This window comes from Citrobacter sp. FP75, from assembly GCF_018342065.1.
Classification (GTDB): Bacteria; Pseudomonadota; Gammaproteobacteria; order Enterobacterales; family Enterobacteriaceae; genus Citrobacter.
On record NZ_JAFDOE010000011.1, the window covers coordinates 56,207 to 76,033 of the forward strand.

Genomic DNA, 19,827 nt, shown 5'->3' on the forward strand with positions numbered 1-19,827 from the left:
ATCAGGCGAAGTAGTTGAGTAAGGTCGTAATCACTGTGCGCTGGTTAACCGGCGACAGATTGTAAAACAGCGGTAAACGCAGCAGGCGTTCACTCTCTTTGGTGGTGTAACGATCGTCACCGACAAACTCGCCAAATTTATCGCCAGCCGGGCAATCGTGTAGCGGGATATAGTGGAACACCGCCATGATTTCGGCTTCTTTCAGGAAGCCGATCAACGCGCTACGATCGTCGATATCGCGCAGCTTGATGTAAAACATATGGGCGTTCTGCACGCATCCGTCCGGTATGGAAGGCAGCTCAATACGCCCGGCGCGCGCCAGCGGCTCCAGCGCATCATAATAATTCTGCCACAGCGCCAGACGCTGCTGATTGATACGATCTGCCGCTTCCAGTTGTGCCCACAGATAGGCAGCCTGCAGATCGGACATCAGATAGCTGGAGCCGATATCACGCCAGGTATACTTATCTACCTGACCACGGAAAAACTGGCTGCGGTTTGTGCCTTTTTCGCGGATGATCTCTGCACGTTCAATTAACTTTTTATCGTTGATCAGCGTCGCACCGCCTTCACCACCCGCAGTGTAGTTTTTCGTTTCATGGAAGCTAAAGCAGCCAATATGACCAATCGTGCCCAGCGCCCGACCTTTGTAGGTTGACATGACGCCCTGAGCGGCATCTTCCACCACAAACAGGTTGTACTTTGCCGCCAGCGCCATGATGGTATCCATTTCGCAGGCAACGCCCGCATAATGTACCGGCACGATAGCACGGGTTTTGTCGGTTATTGCCGCTTCAATCAACGTTTCATCAATGTTCATCGTATCCGGGCGGATATCCACAAAGACGATTTTTGCCCCGCGCAGCACGAAGGCGTTGGCGGTGGAGACAAATGTGTAGCTTGGCATAATCACTTCGTCGCCTGACTGGATGTCCAGCAACAGTGCCGCCATCTCAAGCGAAGCGGTACAGGACGGCGTCAGCAGCACTTTCGCGCTGCCAAAATGCTGCTCCAGCCACTGCTGACAACGACGGGTAAAGCCGCCGTCGCCGCATAGCTTGCCGCTGCTCATCGCAGACTGCATATAATCAAGCTCAGTGCCCACCACCGGCGGTGCGTTAAATGGAATCATTTTGTCACCTGTATAACCAGTACGCAGTGCTTTCTACATTGGCACCGCTCTGTATATAACGTTTAAGCGCGGCGGTGTTACCCATCTGGGTCGCCACGCGCAATGTTGTTTTACCGCGAGCCTGCGCCCAGCAAAGCGCGGCCTGCATCAGTTCTGCGCCCGCACCGCGACCGGCCAGCAGGCCAATACGTGCGTCGGTATCATTCAGTTCACGCAGCGAGACATAACCACGGATATCGCCTGCCTGCGTGCGAAAAACAAGACACTGATGGTCAAACGTACCCAATACGGCATTTTCAATCCACTGCGCGTAGAAACGCGCGCTGGCATCTGGCGCATACCACGGCGCACGAAAACGGCTTTGCGCGAACGCCTGTCCTGCCAGGTGGCGTAGCGCCGGTATATCCGCAGTTTGTGCGACCTGCGCGCCGGGATTCTCATCTGCGCCCGTGACCGGCAGCGCCAAATCCACCTCTCCTTCAACCAGAGAGAAATCCAGATGCTGCAGCGCGTCTAATGCCTGGGTATTCGCAGCAGGAATTTTTGCCTGCACCCGTTCCCAGGGTTGCAACGCCTCCACAGTCAGAACCGGCGCATGCGGGTCAAAACGAACAATAGCGCTCTTTACGCCAAAGAACGTATTTTCCCAGCTAAGCGGCTCAATACTGGCGCGGGCGAGCACGGAGCAGCTCCAACAAATATTGACCATAACCCGTTTTGGCCAAAGAACTGGCGGCACGCTTCACGCCTTCGTCATCCAGCCAGCCGTTACGCCAGGCGATTTCTTCCAGACAGGCTATTTTAAAGCCCTGACGTTTCTCCACCGTCTGCACAAACATGCTCGCTTCAATCAGACTGTCATGCGTACCGGTATCCAGCCAGGCAAATCCACGCCCGAGCAGTTCCACCGTCAGGTTGCCGGCTTCAAGGTACATCTGGTTGATAGAGGTAATCTCCAGCTCTCCACGCTCAGAAGGTTTCACGCGTTTGGCGTATTCCACCACTTTGCTGTCGTAGAAATAGAGCCCCGTCACCGCCCAGTTAGACTTCGGTTCTTTCGGCTTCTCTGCCAGCGAAACAGCGCGGAAATTGTCGTCAAACTCGACCACGCCAAAACGCTCAGGATCCATAACCTGATAGCCAAATACCGTCGCCCCTTCCGTTCGGGCGGCGACATGGCGCAGTTTCGGACTGAATCCCTGACCAAAGAAAATGTTATCGCCTAAAACCAGACAGGAAGACTCACCGTTGAGGAACGTTTCACCAATGATAAACGCCTGCGCTAATCCATCCGGGCTGGGTTGCTCGGCATAGTGTAAATCGATGCCGAACTCAGAACCATCTCCCAGCAAACGCTGGAAATAACCTTTATCTTCCGGTGTGGTGATAATCAGGATTTCACGGATACCCGCCAGCATCAGTACCGATAGCGGGTAGTAGATCATCGGCTTATCGTAAATCGGCAATAACTGCTTCGATACGCCACGCGTAATAGGGTGCAGGCGAGTCCCCGAGCCCCCCGCCAGAATGATACCTTTCATGCGTACCTCCTCAGGAAGTTAACCCTTCAGACCTAAACGTTCGCCCTGGTAGCTGCCATCCTGCACGGGCCTCCACCACGCCTCATTCGCCAGATACCATTGCACGGTTTTGCGCATACCGCTTTCAAATGTTTCCTGCGGCATCCAGCCAAGATCACGTGCAATTTTTGACGCATCAATGGCATAACGCAAATCATGACCCGGACGATCGTCAACAAAGGTGATCAATGAACGATACTGCGAAAGGCCCTGTGGCTTGTTGGGTGCCAACTCTTCAAGTAGGCAGCAAATCGTCTCAACCACGTCAAGGTTCTTACGCTCGTTGTGTCCACCGATGTTATACGTTTCACCGACGGCCCCGGTGGTCGCCACGCAATACAGCGCGCGGGCATGATCTTCCACGTAAAGCCAGTCACGGATCTGCTGCCCGTTGCCATATACCGGCAGTGGCTTGCCCGCCAGAGCGTTAAGAATGGTCAGTGGGATCAGTTTTTCCGGGAAGTGATACGGGCCGTAGTTGTTGGAGCAGTTGGTAATCAGCGTGGGCAGACCGTAAGTACGCAACCAGGCACGGACCAGGTGATCGCTACTAGCTTTCGACGCTGAATAAGGGCTACTTGGCGCATACGGCGTGGTTTCCGTGAAGAAATCATCCGTAGAATGCAGGTCGCCATACACTTCATCGGTCGAAATATGATGGAAACGAAACGCCGATTTTCTCTCATCGGTTAATGCGCTCCAGTAAGCTCGCGCCGCTTCCAGCAGAGTATAGGTGCCCACAATATTGGTTTCGATAAATGCCGCTGGACCATCAATAGAACGATCAACATGGCTTTCTGCAGCCAGATGCATCACGCAGTCTGGCTGATATTGTTGAAACACCCTGTCGAGCGATGCCCGCTCGCAGATATCCACTTTTTCAAAGGCAAAACGGTCATTCTGCGCGACCGGCGTCAACGACATCAGATTTCCGGCGTAGGTCAGTTTATCGACCACCACCACCGCATCTTCGGTCTCATGAATGATATGCCGTACAACTGCTGAGCCGATAAATCCGGCGCCACCGGTGACCAGAATTCGTTTCATTAGCGCCAGACTCCTTTGGTATCAACCACGTACTGCTGGTGAACCGCATCGCCTTTAATGGCTTTAAATTCATTATGGTCGACCAACATGACCAGCACATCGGCACTTGCCAAAGCATCGTCCAGTTTTGCCAACTGGCAAAGACCGTCCAGCTTTTTCGGCAGTTGATGGATGTTCGGTTCCACCACCAGCGTTTCACCACGATGCCACTGGGCGATACTCAGCGCGATGCCCATCGCCGGGCTTTCACGTAAATCGTCGATATTCGGTTTAAATGCCAGACCAAAACAGGCAATTTTCACATCGCTGGCGCGTTTGTTCGTCTTAGCCAGACAGTCGGCCACGGCAGCTTTTACCCGATCGATTACCCAGTGAGGTTTGCCATCATTCACTTCACGTGCGGTGCGGATTAATTTCGCCAGCTGCGGGTTCTGCGCCACAATAAACCACGGATCGACGGCAATACAGTGGCCGCCGACGCCCGGTCCTGGCTGCAGGATATTGACGCGTGGATGTCGGTTCGCCAGACGAATCAGTTCCCAGACGTTAATCTCCTGTTCGGCGCAAATCAGCGACAGCTCATTGGCAAAGGCGATGTTAACGTCACGGAAGCTATTTTCAGTGAGTTTGCACATTTCCGCGGTGCGGGCATTGGTCACCACGCATTCACCTTCAAGGAAGATGTTGTACAGCTCACTGGCACGCGCGGAGCAGACAGGCGTCATCCCGCCAATCACGCGATCGTTTTTTATCAGCTCGACCATCACCTGACCCGGCAGCACGCGTTCTGGACAATAGGCAATATTGACGTCCGCCTGGTCACCTGCCTGCTGCGGGAACGTCAGATCTGGTCGCATTTCAGCAAGCCATGCAGCCATCTGCTCGGTTGCCCCGACAGGTGACGTTGACTCGAGGATCACCAATGCGCCTTTTTTCAGCACTGACGCCAGCGACTTCGCCGCCGCTTCGACGTACACCATATCGGGTTCATGCTCCCCTTTGAACGGGGTAGGCACGGCAATTAAATATGCGTCCGCTTCTACGGGTTTGGTGGTCGCACGAAGATATCCTTCTTCGACGGCTGTTTTCACCACGGCACCGAGGTCAGGTTCAACGATATGGATCTCACCACGGTTAATGGTGTCCACCGCATGCTGATTAACATCTACGCCAATCACGTGTTTTTGACGGGAAGCAAAAGCAGCTGCGGTTGGCAGCCCGATATAACCCAGCCCAATGACAGAAATGGTCGTAAAACTCATAGCGATATCCGATTGTTTTTTAACGCGTGTAAAATACGACCACACGCTTGCCCATCGCCATACGGATTATGGGCCCGGCTCATGGTCTGATATTCATCTTCGTCATGCAGTAAACGCGTGACTTCTTCCACAATGCGCTGCGGATCGGTCCCCACCAGCCGCACTGTCCCGGCGGTAATGGCCTCTGGACGCTCCGTCGTTTCACGCATCACCAGCACAGGTTTCCCCAGCGACGGAGCTTCTTCCTGAATACCACCAGAATCGGTCAGGATCAGCCAGGCATGATTCATCAGCCAGACAAACGGCAGGTATTCCTGCGGCTCGATCAGAATCACATTGTCAACGTGACCCAGGATGCGGTTTACCGGCTCACTGACGTTAGGGTTCAGGTGCACCGGGTAAACAATTTGCACATCCTGATTCGCCGCCGCAATTTCTGCCAGCGCATGGCAGATTTGTTCAAAACCGCGACCAAAGCTTTCCCGGCGATGACCGGTCACCAGGATCATCTTTTTATCCGCGCTCAGGAAAGGATAATGACTTGCAATTTCAGCTCGCAACGCATCATTTCCCAGGACGCGATCGCGAACCCAGATCAACGCATCAATGATCGTATTACCGGTGACAAAAATGCGATCATCGGCAATATTTTCTCGTAACAGGTTCTGCCGCGAGTTTTCCGTTGGGGCAAAATGATACATGGCCAGACGCCCGGTCAGCGTGCGGTTCGCCTCTTCCGGCCAGGGTGAATAAAGATCGCCAGTTCGTAATCCGGCTTCAACATGTCCTACCGGAATACGCTGATAAAACGCGGCCAGACTGGTCGCAATGGTCGTCGTGGTATCACCGTGTACCAGTACTACATCAGGTTTAAATTCAGCCAGAATAGGCTTTAATCCTTCAAGGATTCGACAGGTAATTTCGGTGAGCCCCTGACCTGGCTGCATAATATTGAGATCGTAGTCAGGTACAATAGAAAAAAGGTTCAACACCTGATCCAGCATCTGCCGATGCTGCGCAGTGACGCAAACTTTCGCCTCAAAATGAGGATCTTTTGCCAGCGCATGAACCAGAGGTGCCATCTTGATGGCCTCCGGTCGCGTGCCAAAAACAGTCAGTACTTTCACATCGATTCTCTTCGGATTGGCAGCGAGGGCCCAGCCCCTCACTGCAACGGTGTTGCTAAATCGGGCGGCGACGGGTTAACGCGACACCGGCACCGATCAAGGCCCCAACGATGCCCCACATAATCATCAGGAAGGCACGGCGAGGGCTATCACGTTTTACCGGTTCTTCCGGCGTCCGCAAATAACGATAGGTCTGAAAACGTGGGTCCAGAGTTGGTCCTACGTTCAGCGTATTTAACATGGCTTTGTTTTGGAAATAATCTAGTTCGAATTCCGGGCCGACAGCCTGCAGGTTTTCGAGCCGCGCCTGCAGCATAGGACGTCCGAGTAAAAACAGCTCAGAGTCCGGTAATTCATCTGCTGGCACATCCGTTGAAGTGCGAGAAATATTATGCAGCTCTGCAATTTTGAGCGCCTGTTCAATGTTATGAACGCGGCGAGAGAAGAGTGATTTCGCCACCTCTTCCTGGCGTTTAACCTGCGCCTTCATCTGCACGGTGCGTGCAGCCCACGCGCCTTTTAACTCATCGTTCAGATGACGTGCCGCTCTCTGGCTGGCAAACGCCACGTATTGGCGCAGCAGGTTGTTGGCATCAGGCGCCGTTTCCGCAATCAGCTTCACGCTGTCATTGGTATTGCGCAATGCATCACCAGGCATAAACTGAATGTTATTGATTAACTCATCCAGCAATGCCGCATCGGCTTTACTGTTTCCGACCATCCGTTGCTTAAAGTAATCGGTCTGCTGCCAGAACTCACGGCGCGTATCCCACGAGGCAACCTGCATGACGAACTCTTTATAGGCCTCGTCCATCACCGACGGCTGATCCGCTGACGCCAGGCTGGCCTTAATATCCAGATTGCGTAAAAACTGCTGTTGAGAGTAATAACCACCCAACATATTCACCGTTGGCCGGTCAGAAATAGCAGTCGCACTCCACTCCTGACGCGCAAAAAACGTATAGGCGAGAGCAACAAGCGCAAAGACGAGGGCCATACCGACAATCCACGCCTTCCCTGCCCACAAGGTCCGAAACAGCCCACGGATGTCCAGTTCATTTTCAGTGTTCACGGCATGTTCTCCCGGTAATGGCTGTGTCATCGCATCCTCATTTACTTGGTTAAGTTTGGTTTGTTTTCGCGGTTTCTTCGAAGTCTGCGCTTAACTCGCTTGATAAATCTGGCAACCTTCCAGGCACGCTTAATGCAGTAACCGTAAAGACCAAATGCCAATAAAAATAACACCAGCATGGCCCATTCAGGGACTAAACGAAAATACTCAGCCAGTACACCAATAGAGGCCAGAATCGCCGCAGCCAGCGTAATCAGAACAAATGCCTGTCGGGAAGTAAACCCCGCTCGCATCACCAAATGATGAATGTGCTGGCGATCAGCGGAGAAAGGACTCATACCTTTACGTAAGCGACGATACATAATCGCCACCATATCCATTAACGGAATGGCAATAATCCACAGGGCAGTGACCGGACTAATAGGATGCGTAGGTCCCTGGGTCGTTTCCAGCAGGATCCAAATCACCGTGAAACCAATCAGTGTACTGCCTGCATCACCCATAAAGACTTTATAACGGCGTCCAAGGATCCCCAGGTTCAGCAGGATATAAGGCAGAATGGCAGCGATCATGGCAAAACACCAGATTGCCAGGCTGGTCTGTCCGTCAAACCAGAGGATCAGGCCCACTGCGGCAAAGGATACACTGGACAGCCCGCCTAACAGGCCGTCGATGCCATCCACCATATTGAACGCGTTAATCGCCGCCCACACGGCAAAAAGGGTGAGAAAATAGCCAAAAGGACCGAGTATCAACTCCCAGGAACCAAAGATATATCCCAGGCTACTCAGGTACAGATTTCCTTTTACCATCATAACAATAGCAATCGCAGCCTGGACAACGGCGCGTATTTTTACGCTTATGTCAAAACGATCGTCCAGTGCACCAACCAACACCAGCACACCAGCACAAAAGAGGTATAACGAGGCATGCGGAATGTAATAATCCGAAAGACCAAACATAAAATTGATTCCTGCAAACACAGAAATCCCGCCCACTAAAGGAATGATGCCCTGGTGCCGTTTACGGAAGTTTGGCTTATCCACTAAACCTATTTTTATGGCTACTTTTCGTGCGAAAAAAATAAAAAGGGTGGTGAATAAAAAAATACTGATTAACTCAGATAAAGCAGCGAGTAAATTCACAGCGTATGTGCTCTCAGCATATATCATTTCCTTAAAGTATAATGCGTTACAACGGTCCCTTGAAGTGACCCGTTAAAACATTACACTACTGACCCGTTTGTAGTTCATATTGATCATTGTTACGTTACCTGGCGCGTACAATCATGCCAAGTTTATCCGGTCAGACATTAGGATGAATCGTAAAAGCAAAACGCCACGTAAACGTGGCGTTTTCAGAGGATGCCCGACTTAAGAACGTTTCATCATGTCGAAGAAGTCGTCGTTGGTCTTGGTCATCGCCAGCTTGTTAATGAGGAATTCCATCGCATCAATCTCACCCATCGGATGGATGATTTTGCGCAGGATCCACATTTTCTGCAGCTCTTCCTGAGTGGTGAGCAGCTCTTCTTTACGGGTACCGGAACGGTTGTAGTCGATAGCCGGGAAGACGCGTTTTTCAGCAATCTTACGCGAGAGGTGCAGTTCCATGTTGCCGGTACCTTTAAACTCTTCATAGATAACTTCATCCATTTTAGAGCCGGTATCGACCAGAGCCGTCGCGATAATCGTCAGGCTTCCGCCCTCTTCCACGTTACGTGCCGCACCGAAGAAACGTTTCGGACGATGCAGGGCGTTAGCGTCCACACCACCGGTCAGTACTTTACCAGAAGCCGGTACCACGGTGTTGTAGGCACGTGCCAGACGAGTGATGGAATCGAGCAGGATGATAACGTCTTTCTTGTGCTCAACCAGACGTTTCGCTTTCTCAATAACCATTTCCGCAACCTGAACGTGGCGGGATGCTGGTTCGTCAAAGGTGGAAGCAATCACTTCACCTTTAACCAGACGCTGCATCTCGGTCACTTCTTCCGGACGTTCGTCGATCAGCAGTACCATCAGTACGCAATCCGGATGGTTGTACGCAATGCTCTGTGCAATATTCTGCAGCAGCATGGTTTTACCGGCTTTCGGCGGTGCCACAATCAGACCACGCTGACCGCGACCGATCGGGGAAGCCAGATCAAGGACACGTGCCGTTAAGTCTTCTGTTGAACCGTTACCACGTTCCATACGCAGACGTGAGTTTGCGTGCAGCGGGGTTAAGTTCTCGAACAGAATCTTATTACGCGCGTTTTCCGGCTTGTCGTAGTTAACTTCGTTAACTTTCAACAATGCAAAGTAACGCTCACCCTCTTTAGGAGGACGAATCTTACCGGAAATGGTGTCACCAGTGCGGAGGTTGAAACGGCGGATTTGGCTGGGGGATACGTAGATGTCGTCTGGACCGGCGAGGTAGGAGCTGTCTCCGGAACGGAGGAAACCAAATCCATCCTGCAATATCTCCAGCACACCGTCACCAAAGATATCTTCGCCACTCTTTGCGTGCTGCTTCAGGATGGCAAAAATAATGTCCTGCTTGCGCATACGAGCCAGGTTTTCCAGGCCCATATTTTCGCCGAGAGTGATCAGCTCAGAAACCGGCGTATTCTTTAATTCGGTAAGATTCATAATGGTGTGAGTTCTTAAACTTGGGGTAAATCTCGAACTTAATTTGTGAATGGTATGGCAGGGTCATCCATGCCTGTTTACGGCCATCGACTCATGTCTGTTCGCTGTCTGGTCACAGGAAAGTACGCAGAACTGAAACGACAAGACGGATTGAGTGACAAGCCAGGAATCTGTCCACTTCTCGCGCGAGAAACAACGGGAAGTATTGGATAAACAAGATTCAAACTTAATAAGGTATGTTTAATACGAAGTCAACACTAACTTAGCACGACTCAAGTCGGGCGTCCAGTCATCCGAAGAATTTAGGAATCGGGTCGCCCAAACTTGATAATTCCGTCTTACGCCAGGTTAGCGTCGAGGAACTCTTTCAACTGACCTTTGGACAGTGCGCCGACTTTTGTCGCCGCAACTTCACCGTTTTTAAACAGCAGCAGGGTCGGAATGCCACGGATACCATACTTCGGCGCGGTGCCTGGGTTTTGGTCAATGTTCAGTTTCGCAACTGTCAATTTGCCCTGATACTCGTCAGCGATTTCATCCAGAATTGGAGCGATCATTTTGCACGGACCGCACCACTCTGCCCAGAAATCAACGAGGATAGCTCCGTCCGCTTTGAGTACATCCGTGTCAAAACTGTCGTCTGTCAGGTGAATAATTTTATCGCTCATATATAACTCCACAGGAATAAGCCTGGCGTGTTGGTGTAGCATTAACCAACTAAAGGTTGACTTTATTTCACCGGATACGCTTTCGTAAAGCAATAGTAAGCTGATATTCTACCACACTATGAGCAAAACACATTTAACAGAACAGAAGTTTTCCGACTTCGCCCTGCACCCTCAGGTGATAGAAGCCCTTGAAAATAAAGGGTTTCATAATTGTACGCCCATTCAGGCACTCGCCCTCCCGCTAACGCTGGCAGGTCGTGATGTTGCAGGGCAGGCGCAAACCGGTACCGGAAAAACGATGGCGTTCCTGACGTCAACGTTTCATTATCTCCTCTCTCATCCCGCGATTGCCGATCGCAAGGTGAACCAGCCGCGTGCCTTAATTATGGCACCAACGCGTGAGTTAGCCGTGCAGATCCACGCTGATGCGGAACCACTGGCGCAGACTACCGGCCTGAAATTGGGCCTGGCCTATGGCGGCGACGGTTACGACAAACAGCTGAAAGTGCTGGAAAGCGGCGTCGATATTCTTATCGGCACCACGGGCCGTCTCATTGACTACGCAAAACAGAACCACATCAATCTGGGCGCGATTCAGGTGGTGGTACTGGATGAAGCCGATCGCATGTACGATCTGGGCTTTATTAAAGATATTCGCTGGCTGTTCCGTCGTATGCCGCCAACCAACCAGCGTCTGAATATGCTGTTTTCCGCCACCCTCTCTTACCGCGTTCGCGAACTGGCGTTCGAACAAATGAACAACGCCGAGTATGTTGAAGTCGAACCGGAACAGAAGACGGGTCACCGTATTAAAGAAGAACTCTTCTATCCTTCAAACGAAGAGAAAATGCGTTTGCTGCAAACGCTGATTGAAGAAGAGTGGCCAGATCGCGCCATTGTTTTTGCGAACACCAAACACCGTTGCGAAGATATCTGGGGCAGCCTTGCCGCTGACGGTCATCGCGTAGGTCTGCTCACCGGTGACGTGGCACAGAAAAAACGTCTGCGCATTCTGGAAGAGTTCACCCGTGGCGATCTCGATATCCTGGTTGCGACTGACGTTGCCGCACGTGGCCTGCATATTCCAGCCGTTACGCATGTGTTTAACTATGACCTACCGGATGACTGTGAAGACTACGTTCACCGTATTGGTCGTACCGGTCGAGCAGGCGCAAGCGGGCATTCCATCAGCCTTGCCTGTGAAGAGTATGCGTTGAATTTACCTGCCATCGAGACCTATATCGGCCACTCGATTCCGGTGAGTAAATACAACCCGGATGCGCTGATGACCGATTTGCCGAAGCCGTTGCGCCTGACGCGAACGCGCCCTGGCAATGGTCCACGCCGCACCGGTGGCGCACCGCGTAATCGTCGTCGTTCAGGTTAAGAAATATGCTAAGCACTTCCTCGCTGTACGCCGCAATTGATTTAGGCTCGAATAGTTTTCATATGCTGGTTGTACGCGAGGTGGCAGGAAGCATCCAGACGCTCACGCGAATTAAACGTAAGGTGCGTCTGGCCGCTGGCCTGAATAGTGATAATACGCTCTCTGCTGAAGCCATGGAGCGAGGTTGGCAGTGTCTACGCCTGTTTGCTGAACGTCTGCAGGATATCCCTCAGCCACAAATTCGTGTGGTTGCCACGGCAACACTGCGCATCGCCACCAATGCCGATGTTTTTATTGCTAAAGCGCAAGAGATCCTTGGCTGTGCCGTTCAGGTTATTAGCGGTGAGGAAGAAGCCCGGCTGATTTATCAGGGGGTAGCCCACACCACCGGTGGCGCCGATCAGCGCCTGGTCGTCGATATCGGCGGAGCCAGCACCGAACTGGTTACCGGTTCCGGTGCACAGACAACCTCCTTGTTTAGCCTGTCGATGGGCTGCGTCACCTGGCTCGAACGGTATTTCACCGATCGTAATCTGGCACAGGAAAACTTTGACGAGGCAGAGAAAGCGGCACGTGAAGTCCTGCGCCCTGTCGCAGACAAGCTGCGTTTTCATGGCTGGAAAGTCTGTGTCGGTGCTTCTGGTACCGTACAGGCGCTGCAGGAAATCATGATGGCGCAGGGCATGGATGAGCGCATTACGCTGGCAAAACTTCAGCAGTTAAAGCAACGCGCCATTCATTGCGGACGTCTTGAAGAGCTGGAAATCGAAGGATTAACGCTGGAACGTGCGCTGGTGTTCCCCAGTGGACTGGCGATCCTGATCGCGATTTTCACCGAGTTAAATATCCAATGCATGACCCTCGCTGGCGGCGCATTACGTGAAGGCCTGGTCTATGGCATGCTGCACTTGCCGGTGGATCAAGATATTCGCAGCCGCACGTTGCGTAATATTCAGCGCCGATTTATGGTCGATACCGAGCAAGCCCATCGCGTTGCCAATTTAGCGGGTAAATTTTTCGATCAGGTAGAAAAGAAGTGGCATCTTGACGCGATAAGCCGTGAACTGCTGCAAAGTGCCTGTCAACTGCACGAAATAGGCCTGAGCGTGGAGTACAAGCAAGCGCCTCTGCACGCGGCCTGGCTGGTGCGCAATCTCGATCTCCCTGGATTTACCCCCGCACAGAAAAAACTGTTAGCCACATTGTTACTCAACCAGACCAATCCGGTCGATCTCTCTTCGCTACACCAGCAAAATGCCGTGCCGCCGCGTATCGCGGAACACCTTTGTCGTTTGCTACGTCTGGCGATCATTTTTGCCAGCCGTCGCCGGGACGATTTAGTGCCAGAAATTCATCTGGATGCGAAGAATGAACATCTTACGGTAACGCTGCCTGAAGGCTGGCTGGCGCATCATCCGCTGGGTAAAGAGCTTATCGTTCAGGAAAGCCAGTGGCAAAGCTATGTCCACTGGCCTTTGGAAGTGCGTTAACGACTGACCTTTGCCGGATGGCGCTGCGCTTATCCGGCCTACAAAATACCTACTTCTCTTTTGCTTTCGCCATCATCGCCCGAATATTAGCAATGCTGGCTTGCCCTTTTTGCATCCGCTCCTCAGCGCTGACCACTTTACGCTCCTGCTCCCAGATAATATCGTCCTGCGGTAACTCCAGCAGAAAACGACTTGGCTCCGGGCGTATCAACTCACCGTACTGACGACGCTCTTTACACAGCGTGAAGATAAGCTCTTTCTGCGCGCGGGTAATCCCTACGTAAGCCAGACGGCGCTCTTCGTCGATGTTGTCTTCATCAATGCTGCTCTGATGAGGCAAAAAACCTTCTTCCATTCCCACCATAAACACGTACGGGAATTCCAGTCCCTTTGAGGCATGCAGCGTCATCAACTGCACCTGGTCCAGATCTTCTTCACTCTCCCCACGCTCCATCATGTCACGCAAGGTAAAGCGGGTGACAACCTGGGTCAGCGTCATCGGCTCATCAATATCACTACCTTCAAGCATTTCCGTCATCCAGCTAAACAGCGTGTTGACGTTTTTCATGCGCATTTCGGCGGCTTTCGGGCTGGGTGAGGTTTCATAGAGCCACGATTCGTAATCAATGCCGTGGATCAGGTCGCGTACGGCAGCAATCGGCTCGCGCTCGGCCAGACGCTGGATTTCACCCAGCCAGTGCGTAAAGCGGGTCAGCGACTCATAGCCACGCCCGGTTAGCATCTGGCTAAGCCCCATGTCAAAGCTGGCGGTAAACAGGCTTTTATTACGCGTCATCGCCCACTCGCCAAGCTTTTGCAGCGTAGCCGGGCCAATTTCACGTTTTGGCGTATTCACGATGCGCAGGAATGCGCTGTCATCATCGGGGTTACTCAGTACCCGCAGATAAGCCAGCAGATCTTTAATCTCCGGACGGGAGAAAAACGACGTGCCGCCGGAAATTTTGTACGGGATACGGTTCTGCATCAGGAATTTTTCGAACACCCGCGACTGATGGTTGCCACGGTACAAAATCGCGTAATCTTTATACTGCGTCTTGTTTACGAAATGATGGGCAATCAGTTCGCCGGTCACGCGCTCCGCTTCATGCTCTTCATTATTAGCACTTAATACCTTAAGTTCAGCACCGTAACCCAGCTCTGAAAAGAGCCGTTTTTCAAAGACATGTGGGTTATTGGCAATGAGAATGTTTGCCGCTTTCAGGATGCGTTCGGAAGAACGGTAGTTCTGCTCCAGCTTAACCACCTGCAATGCCGGGAAATCTTTGCTTAGCAGCACCAGGTTTTGCGGACGCGCACCGCGCCAGGAATAGATCGACTGGTCGTCATCGCCAACCACGGTAAAACGCGCACGGCTACCCACCAGCAGCTTCACCAGTTCGTATTGGCTGGTATTGGTGTCCTGATACTCATCCACCAGCAGATAACGAATCTTGTTCTGCCAGCGCTCACGCACTTCGTCATTACGCTGCAATAGTAGCGTCGGCAGCAGGATCAAATCATCGAAGTCCAGCACGTTGCAGGCCTTCATATGTGCATCGTACAGACCATAGCAATGGGCAAAAATACGATCGCGCTCACCTTTCGCGCTGGCTGCCGCCTGCGCCGGTGTCATCAGATCGTTTTTCCAGTTGGAGATCGTCGAGATCAGCTGTTGAAGAATCAGCTTATCATCTTCGATGAGCCCTTCGGTCAACTCCTTCAGCAACGCCACCTGATCGGTGTCATCGAACAATGAAAAGTTAGACTTCATACCCAAAGCAGCATATTCGCGCTTGATAATATCCAGCCCCAGGGTGTGGAAGGTGGAGATCATCAGCCCCCGCGCCTCTTTACGACCCAGCGTCTGCGCCACACGTTCTTTCATCTCGCGCGCGGCCTTGTTGGTAAAGGTCACCGCCGCAATATGCCGAGCCTGATAGCCGCAAACGCGTATTAAATGCGCGATTTTATTGGTGATAACGCGGGTTTTACCGGAGCCAGCACCCGCCAGCACCAGGCAGGGGCCGGTGACGAATTCGACGGCTTGTTGTTGTCCGGGGTTTAAACGCATAAAAATCACTCAATGAAAGTCGGGAGGGGAAATTTAGAGCATGGTAGTATAGCCAGCCTCAACTACACCACTCAAGGCACGATCATGGCAAAAACAGCAGCAGCACTGCATATCCTTGTTAAAGAAGAGAAACTGGCTCTGGATCTTCTGGAACAAATTAAAAACGGCGCCGACTTCGAGAAACTGGCGAAGAAGCACTCTACCTGTCCATCAGGTAAGAAAGGCGGTCACCTCGGTGAATTCCGCCAGGGCCAGATGGTTCCGGCGTTTGATAAAGTGGTCTTCTCCTGCCCGGTGCTGGAGCCAACTGGCCCATTGCACACCCAGTTTGGTTACCACATCATTAAAGTGCTGTACCGTAACTAATAAAAAACCCGGAGTCAGAATCTCCGGGTTTTTTATTGCGGGTAGCGGCTACATTTTAGCCGGCTACAGCAATACGTTTCATATCCGTCATATAACCGCGCAGTTTCTGGCCCACTTTCTCAATCGCATGGCCGCGAATCGCTTCGTTCACATCACGCAGTTGTGCGTTGTCTACCGCGCCTTCGGCAATTGCTTTGCCCAGATCGCCCGGCTGAATTTCAGTCATGAACGCTTTCAGCAGCGGTACGCAAGCGTAAGAGAACAGGTAGTTACCGTATTCTGCGGTATCTGAGATTACCACGTTCATTTCATACAGACGCTTACGGGCGATGGTGTTGGCGATCAGCGGCAGCTCGTGCAGTGATTCGTAGTAAGCAGACTCTTCGATGATGCCAGAATCAACCATGGTTTCGAACGCCAGTTCAACGCCCGCTTTTACCATCGCGATCATCAGAACGCCTTTATCGAAGTACTCCTGCTCACTGATTTTACCGTCAAACTGTGCTGCGGTTTCGAACGCGGTTTTACCGGTCTCTTCACGCCAGGTCAGCAGTTTTTTATCATCGTTAGCCCAGTCAGCCATCATACCGGAGGAGAATTCGCCGGAGATGATGTCATCCATGTGTTTCTGGAACAGCGGCGCCATAATCTCTTTCAACTGTTCAGACAACGCGTAAGCACGCAGTTTCGCCGGGTTAGACAGACGGTCCATCATCAGAGTGATGCCGCCCTGCTTCAGCGCTTCGGTGATGGTTTCCCAACCGAACTGAATCAGTTTTTCTGCGTAAGCCGGGTCGGTGCCTTCTTCCACCAGCTTATCGAAGCACAGCAGAGAACCGGCCTGCAGCATGCCGCACAGGATAGTCTGCTCACCCATCAGGTCAGATTTCACTTCAGCCACGAAGGAGGATTCCAGAACGCCTGCACGGTGACCGCCGGTCGCCGCAGCCCAGGCTTTAGCAATCGCCATACCTTCACCTTTCGGGTCGTTTTCCGGGTGAACCGCGATCAGTGTCGGTACGCCAAAACCGCGTTTGTACTCTTCACGCACTTCGGTACCCGGGCACTTCGGGGCTACCATCACGACGGTGATGTCTTTACGGATCTGCTCGCCCACTTCCACGATGTTGAAGCCGTGAGAGTAGCCCAGCGCCGCGCCGTCCTTCATCAGCGGCTGTACGGAACGCACCACGTCAGAGTGCTGTTTGTCCGGCGTCAGGTTAACCACCAGATCCGCCTGTGGGATCAGCTCTTCGTAGGTACCCACTTTGAAGCCGTTTTCGGTCGCTTTACGCCAGGAAGCGCGCTTCTCGGCGATTGCTTCTTTACGCAGCGCGTAGGAGATATCCAGCCCGGAGTCTCGCATGTTCAGGCCCTGGTTCAGACCCTGGGCGCCACAGCCGACGATGACCACTTTTTTACCCTGAAGGTAGCTCGCGCCATCGGCGAATTCGTCGCGGCCCATAAAGCGACATTTGCCCAGCTGTGCCAGCTGCTGGCGCAGGTTCAGTGTATTAAAGTAGTTAGCCATGGTGGTGTACCCCGTGATGTTGTGTGTCTTATTGTTCGGTTCGCTTTTGCGAGATTGAATCCACTATATGACAGGAAATTTATTGCGGAAATTGATATATTCACAACGTCACATTGCAATTTATGCAACGTAGAAATAAAGGAGTGAGCCGGTGGATTTACGCGATCTGAAAACCTTCCTGCATCTGGCCGAAAGCCGCCATTTTGGCCGCAGCGCGCGGGCGATGCACGTCAGTCCCTCCACGCTCTCCCGGCAGATCCAGCGTCTGGAAGAAGACCTCGGGCAGGCGCTTTTTGTCCGCGATAACCGCACGGTAACGCTCACCGAAGCGGGTGAAGAGCTGCGCGTCTTTGCCCAGCAGACGTTGTTGCAGTATCAGCAATTGCGCCACACCCTCGATCAGCAAGGGCCGTCGCTGTCGGGCGAGCTGCATATTTTCTGTTCGGTAACCGCCGCGTATAGTCATCTACCGCCCATTCTTGACCGTTTTCGCGCTGAACATCCGTCGGTAGAGATCAAGCTCACCACCGGCGATGCCGCCGATGCCATGGAAAAAGTGGTGACGGGAGAAGCTGACCTGGCGATAGCCGGAAAACCGGAAACACTGCCCGGTGCGGTCGCATTCTCGATGCTGGAAAATCTGACGGTGGTGTTGATCGCCCCGGCGTTGCCGTGTCCGGTACGCAATCAGGTGTCCGTCGATGTCCCCGACTGGTCAACGGTGCCGTTTATTATGGCCGACCAGGGACCAGTGCGACGCCGCATTGAGCTGTGGTTCCGCCGCCATAAAATCAGCAACCCATCGATTTATGCCACGGTCGGTGGTCATGAGGCGATGGTCTCAATGGTGGCACTGGGCTGCGGCGTGGCGCTGCTGCCGGAGGTGGTTCTGGAAAACAGCCCGGAACCGGTGCGCAACCGCGTGATGATTTTAGAGCGCAGCGATGAGAAAACACCGTTTGAACTGGGCGTCTGTGCACAAAAAAAGCGGCTGCATGAGCCGCTGATTGATGCGTTCTGGAAGATTGTTCTGGAGCGTAAATCCGCTGAGTAGCGTCAGCATCAGGCCTAAAATCAGTGGTAGATTCAGTATTGGTGCTCCTTTTCTGTATAATGTCCCGTGCCATAATAGATGTGGGGGGCTTGTTAACCATGTTGTTAAGCAAGCCAGAACAGACGGTGTCATTGCGCACTTGACAGCGAAAATACAAACTTAATTAGCCATCATTATGATAATCAAACCAAAAATTCGTGGATTCATCTGTACAACGACCCATCCGACTGGCTGCAAAGTCAATGTGGAAAAACAGATCGCGTACGTTAAGCAAAACGGGAAAATCGCTAACGGCCCTTCCCGTGTGCTGGTCATCGGTGCGTCCACCGGTTACGGCCTGGCGTCCAGAATTTCCGCCGCCTTTGGCAGCGGTGCCGCGACTATCGGCGTATTTTTCGAAAAACCAGGCACGGAAACCAAACCGGGTTCCGCGGGCTGGTATAACTCTGCTGCCTTCGATGAGGCCGCAAAACGCGAAGGTCTGTATTCCAAAAGCATCAACGGCGACGCGTTCTCCGACGAGTGCCGCGATGAAGTCATCAAACTGATCAAAGAAGACCTGGGTCAGATTGACCTGGTGGTTTACTCACTGGCTTCCCCGGTGCGTAAAATGCCGAAAACCGGTGAAATCGTCCGTTCTGCGCTGAAGCCAATCGGTGAGGTTTACACCTCTAAAGCGATTGATACCAACAAAGATCAGATCATCACCGCCAGCATTGAGCCGGCAACCGAAGAAGAAGTTCAGAACACCGTCACCGTCATGGGCGGCGAAGACTGGGAACTGTGGATGGGCGCGCTGAACGAAGCGGGCGTACTGGCTGACGGCGTGAAAACCGTAGCCTACTCCTACATCGGTACCGACCTGACCTGGCCAATCTACTGGCACGGCGCGCTGGGCAAAGCGAAGGAAGACCTCGACCGCGCGGCGGGTGCGCTGCGTAATCAACTGGCTCCGCTGCACGGTTCTGCGAACGTTGCCGTACTGAAATCCGTTATCACCCAGGCATCTTCTGCGATTCCGGTGATGCCGCTGTACATCTCCATGGTCTTCAAGCTGATGAAAGCACAGGGCATTCACGAGGGTTGTATCGAGCAGATCAACCGTCTGATGACCACCAGCCTGTACGGCGACAAAGTGGCGCTTGATGACAACCAGCGTATCCGTATGGATGACTGGGAACTGCGCGAAGACATTCAGCAGGCGTGTCGCGATCTGTGGCCGCTGATCACCACCGAAAACCTGGCGCATGAAACTGACTATGCAGGGTACAAGCAGGAATTCCTGAACCTGTTCGGTTTTGCCCTCGACGGCGTGGATTACGACGCTGACGTAAATACCGAAGTCGAATTCGAAGTCATCACGCTGTAATTTGCTGATACAGTTGCAAAAAGGGTTCATGTGAAAAC

At 52.6% G+C, this 19,827-nt stretch carries 18 protein-coding genes; 5 read left to right on the plus strand and 13 right to left on the minus strand.

Annotated features, from left to right (window positions below; all coding sequences use genetic code 11):
- Position 1: 1 nt before the first annotated feature.
- The 11 genes from rffA to trxA form a co-directional block, all read right to left on the minus strand.
- Entirely contained in the window at positions 2 to 1,132 is a 1,131-nt protein-coding gene (gene rffA, locus JQ822_RS22615; protein WP_213135355.1) for a dTDP-4-amino-4,6-dideoxygalactose transaminase, read from the minus strand.
- 4 nt (positions 1,133 to 1,136) lie between these two features.
- Positions 1,137 to 1,814, minus strand: a complete 678-nt coding sequence (gene rffC, locus JQ822_RS22620) for a dTDP-4-amino-4,6-dideoxy-D-galactose acyltransferase (protein WP_213135356.1) — start codon at positions 1,812 to 1,814, stop codon at positions 1,137 to 1,139.
- Positions 1,792 to 2,673, minus strand: a complete 882-nt coding sequence (gene rfbA / locus JQ822_RS22625; protein WP_213135357.1) for a glucose-1-phosphate thymidylyltransferase RfbA — start codon at positions 2,671 to 2,673, stop codon at positions 1,792 to 1,794. The genes rffC and rfbA overlap by 23 nt, the downstream gene beginning before the upstream one ends.
- Positions 2,674 to 2,691: 18 nt before the next feature.
- The gene (gene rffG, locus JQ822_RS22630) at positions 2,692 to 3,759 is read right to left on the minus strand and encodes a dTDP-glucose 4,6-dehydratase (RefSeq protein WP_213135358.1); all 1,068 of its coding nucleotides are present in this window, start codon (positions 3,757 to 3,759) and stop codon (positions 2,692 to 2,694) included.
- On the minus strand, positions 3,759 to 5,021 hold the full coding sequence (gene wecC / locus JQ822_RS22635) for a UDP-N-acetyl-D-mannosamine dehydrogenase (protein ID WP_213135359.1): 1,263 nt from the start codon (positions 5,019 to 5,021) through the stop codon (positions 3,759 to 3,761). Before wecC ends, rffG begins: the two co-directional genes overlap by 1 nt.
- Complete coding sequence (wecB, locus tag JQ822_RS22640; protein WP_213135360.1) at positions 5,018 to 6,148, minus strand: non-hydrolyzing UDP-N-acetylglucosamine 2-epimerase; 1,131 nt, start codon at positions 6,146 to 6,148, stop codon at positions 5,018 to 5,020. Before wecB ends, wecC begins: the two co-directional genes overlap by 4 nt.
- 55 nt (positions 6,149 to 6,203) lie before the next feature.
- Entirely contained in the window at positions 6,204 to 7,250 is a 1,047-nt protein-coding gene (wzzE, locus tag JQ822_RS22645; protein WP_213135361.1) for an ECA polysaccharide chain length modulation protein, read from the minus strand.
- Between the two features lie 11 nt (positions 7,251 to 7,261).
- Positions 7,262 to 8,392, minus strand: coding sequence for a UDP-N-acetylglucosamine--undecaprenyl-phosphate N-acetylglucosaminephosphotransferase (gene wecA / locus JQ822_RS22650; protein WP_244849114.1), 1,131 nt, complete (start codon positions 8,390 to 8,392; stop codon positions 7,262 to 7,264).
- A gap of 201 nt (positions 8,393 to 8,593) precedes the next feature.
- A complete protein-coding gene (gene rho / locus JQ822_RS22655) occupies positions 8,594 to 9,853 on the minus strand; it encodes a transcription termination factor Rho (RefSeq protein ID WP_096758948.1) in 1,260 nt (419 codons plus the stop codon).
- 77 nt (positions 9,854 to 9,930) lie between these two features.
- A complete protein-coding gene (locus tag JQ822_RS22660; protein ID WP_102191218.1) occupies positions 9,931 to 10,059 on the minus strand; it encodes a rho operon leader peptide in 129 nt (42 codons plus the stop codon).
- 132 nt (positions 10,060 to 10,191) lie between these two features.
- Positions 10,192 to 10,521 (minus strand): thioredoxin TrxA, encoded by a 330-nt coding sequence (gene trxA / locus JQ822_RS22665; RefSeq protein WP_001280776.1) that lies wholly within the window; start codon positions 10,519 to 10,521, stop codon positions 10,192 to 10,194.
- A 118-nt stretch (positions 10,522 to 10,639) separates the two neighbouring features.
- Between trxA and rhlB the strand changes: the two genes are divergently transcribed.
- Complete coding sequence (rhlB, locus tag JQ822_RS22670; protein ID WP_096758950.1) at positions 10,640 to 11,908, plus strand: ATP-dependent RNA helicase RhlB; 1,269 nt, start codon at positions 10,640 to 10,642, stop codon at positions 11,906 to 11,908.
- A gap of 5 nt (positions 11,909 to 11,913) precedes the next feature.
- Entirely contained in the window at positions 11,914 to 13,398 is a 1,485-nt protein-coding gene (gppA, locus tag JQ822_RS22675; protein WP_213135363.1) for a guanosine-5'-triphosphate,3'-diphosphate diphosphatase, read from the plus strand.
- A 49-nt stretch (positions 13,399 to 13,447) separates the two neighbouring features.
- Here the strand turns inward: gppA and rep are convergent, their stop codons facing one another.
- Positions 13,448 to 15,469, minus strand: a complete 2,022-nt coding sequence (gene rep, locus JQ822_RS22680; RefSeq protein ID WP_213135364.1) for a DNA helicase Rep — start codon at positions 15,467 to 15,469, stop codon at positions 13,448 to 13,450.
- 84 nt (positions 15,470 to 15,553) lie between these two features.
- Here rep and ppiC point away from each other — a divergent pair, with 84 nt between their 5' ends.
- Positions 15,554 to 15,835: a peptidylprolyl isomerase PpiC gene (gene ppiC, locus JQ822_RS22685; protein ID WP_015960967.1), complete on the plus strand. Its 282-nt coding sequence runs from the start codon at positions 15,554 to 15,556 to the stop codon at positions 15,833 to 15,835.
- Positions 15,836 to 15,890: 55 nt separating this feature from the next.
- On the opposite strand, the gene ilvC is transcribed toward ppiC, so the two are convergent.
- Positions 15,891 to 17,366 carry a ketol-acid reductoisomerase gene (ilvC, locus tag JQ822_RS22690; RefSeq protein ID WP_213135365.1) on the minus strand — a complete coding sequence of 492 codons (1,476 nt, stop codon included), beginning with the start codon at positions 17,364 to 17,366 and terminating at the stop codon, positions 15,891 to 15,893.
- A 151-nt stretch (positions 17,367 to 17,517) separates the two neighbouring features.
- On the opposite strand from ilvC, the gene ilvY reads away from it, so the two are divergent.
- Both ilvY and fabV read left to right on the plus strand, forming a co-directional pair.
- Positions 17,518 to 18,420, plus strand: a complete 903-nt coding sequence (gene ilvY / locus JQ822_RS22695) for an HTH-type transcriptional activator IlvY (protein WP_213135366.1) — start codon at positions 17,518 to 17,520, stop codon at positions 18,418 to 18,420.
- A gap of 175 nt (positions 18,421 to 18,595) precedes the next feature.
- Entirely contained in the window at positions 18,596 to 19,789 is a 1,194-nt protein-coding gene (gene fabV, locus JQ822_RS22700; protein WP_213135367.1) for an enoyl-ACP reductase FabV, read from the plus strand.
- The last annotated feature ends 38 nt before the right edge of the window (positions 19,790 to 19,827 follow it).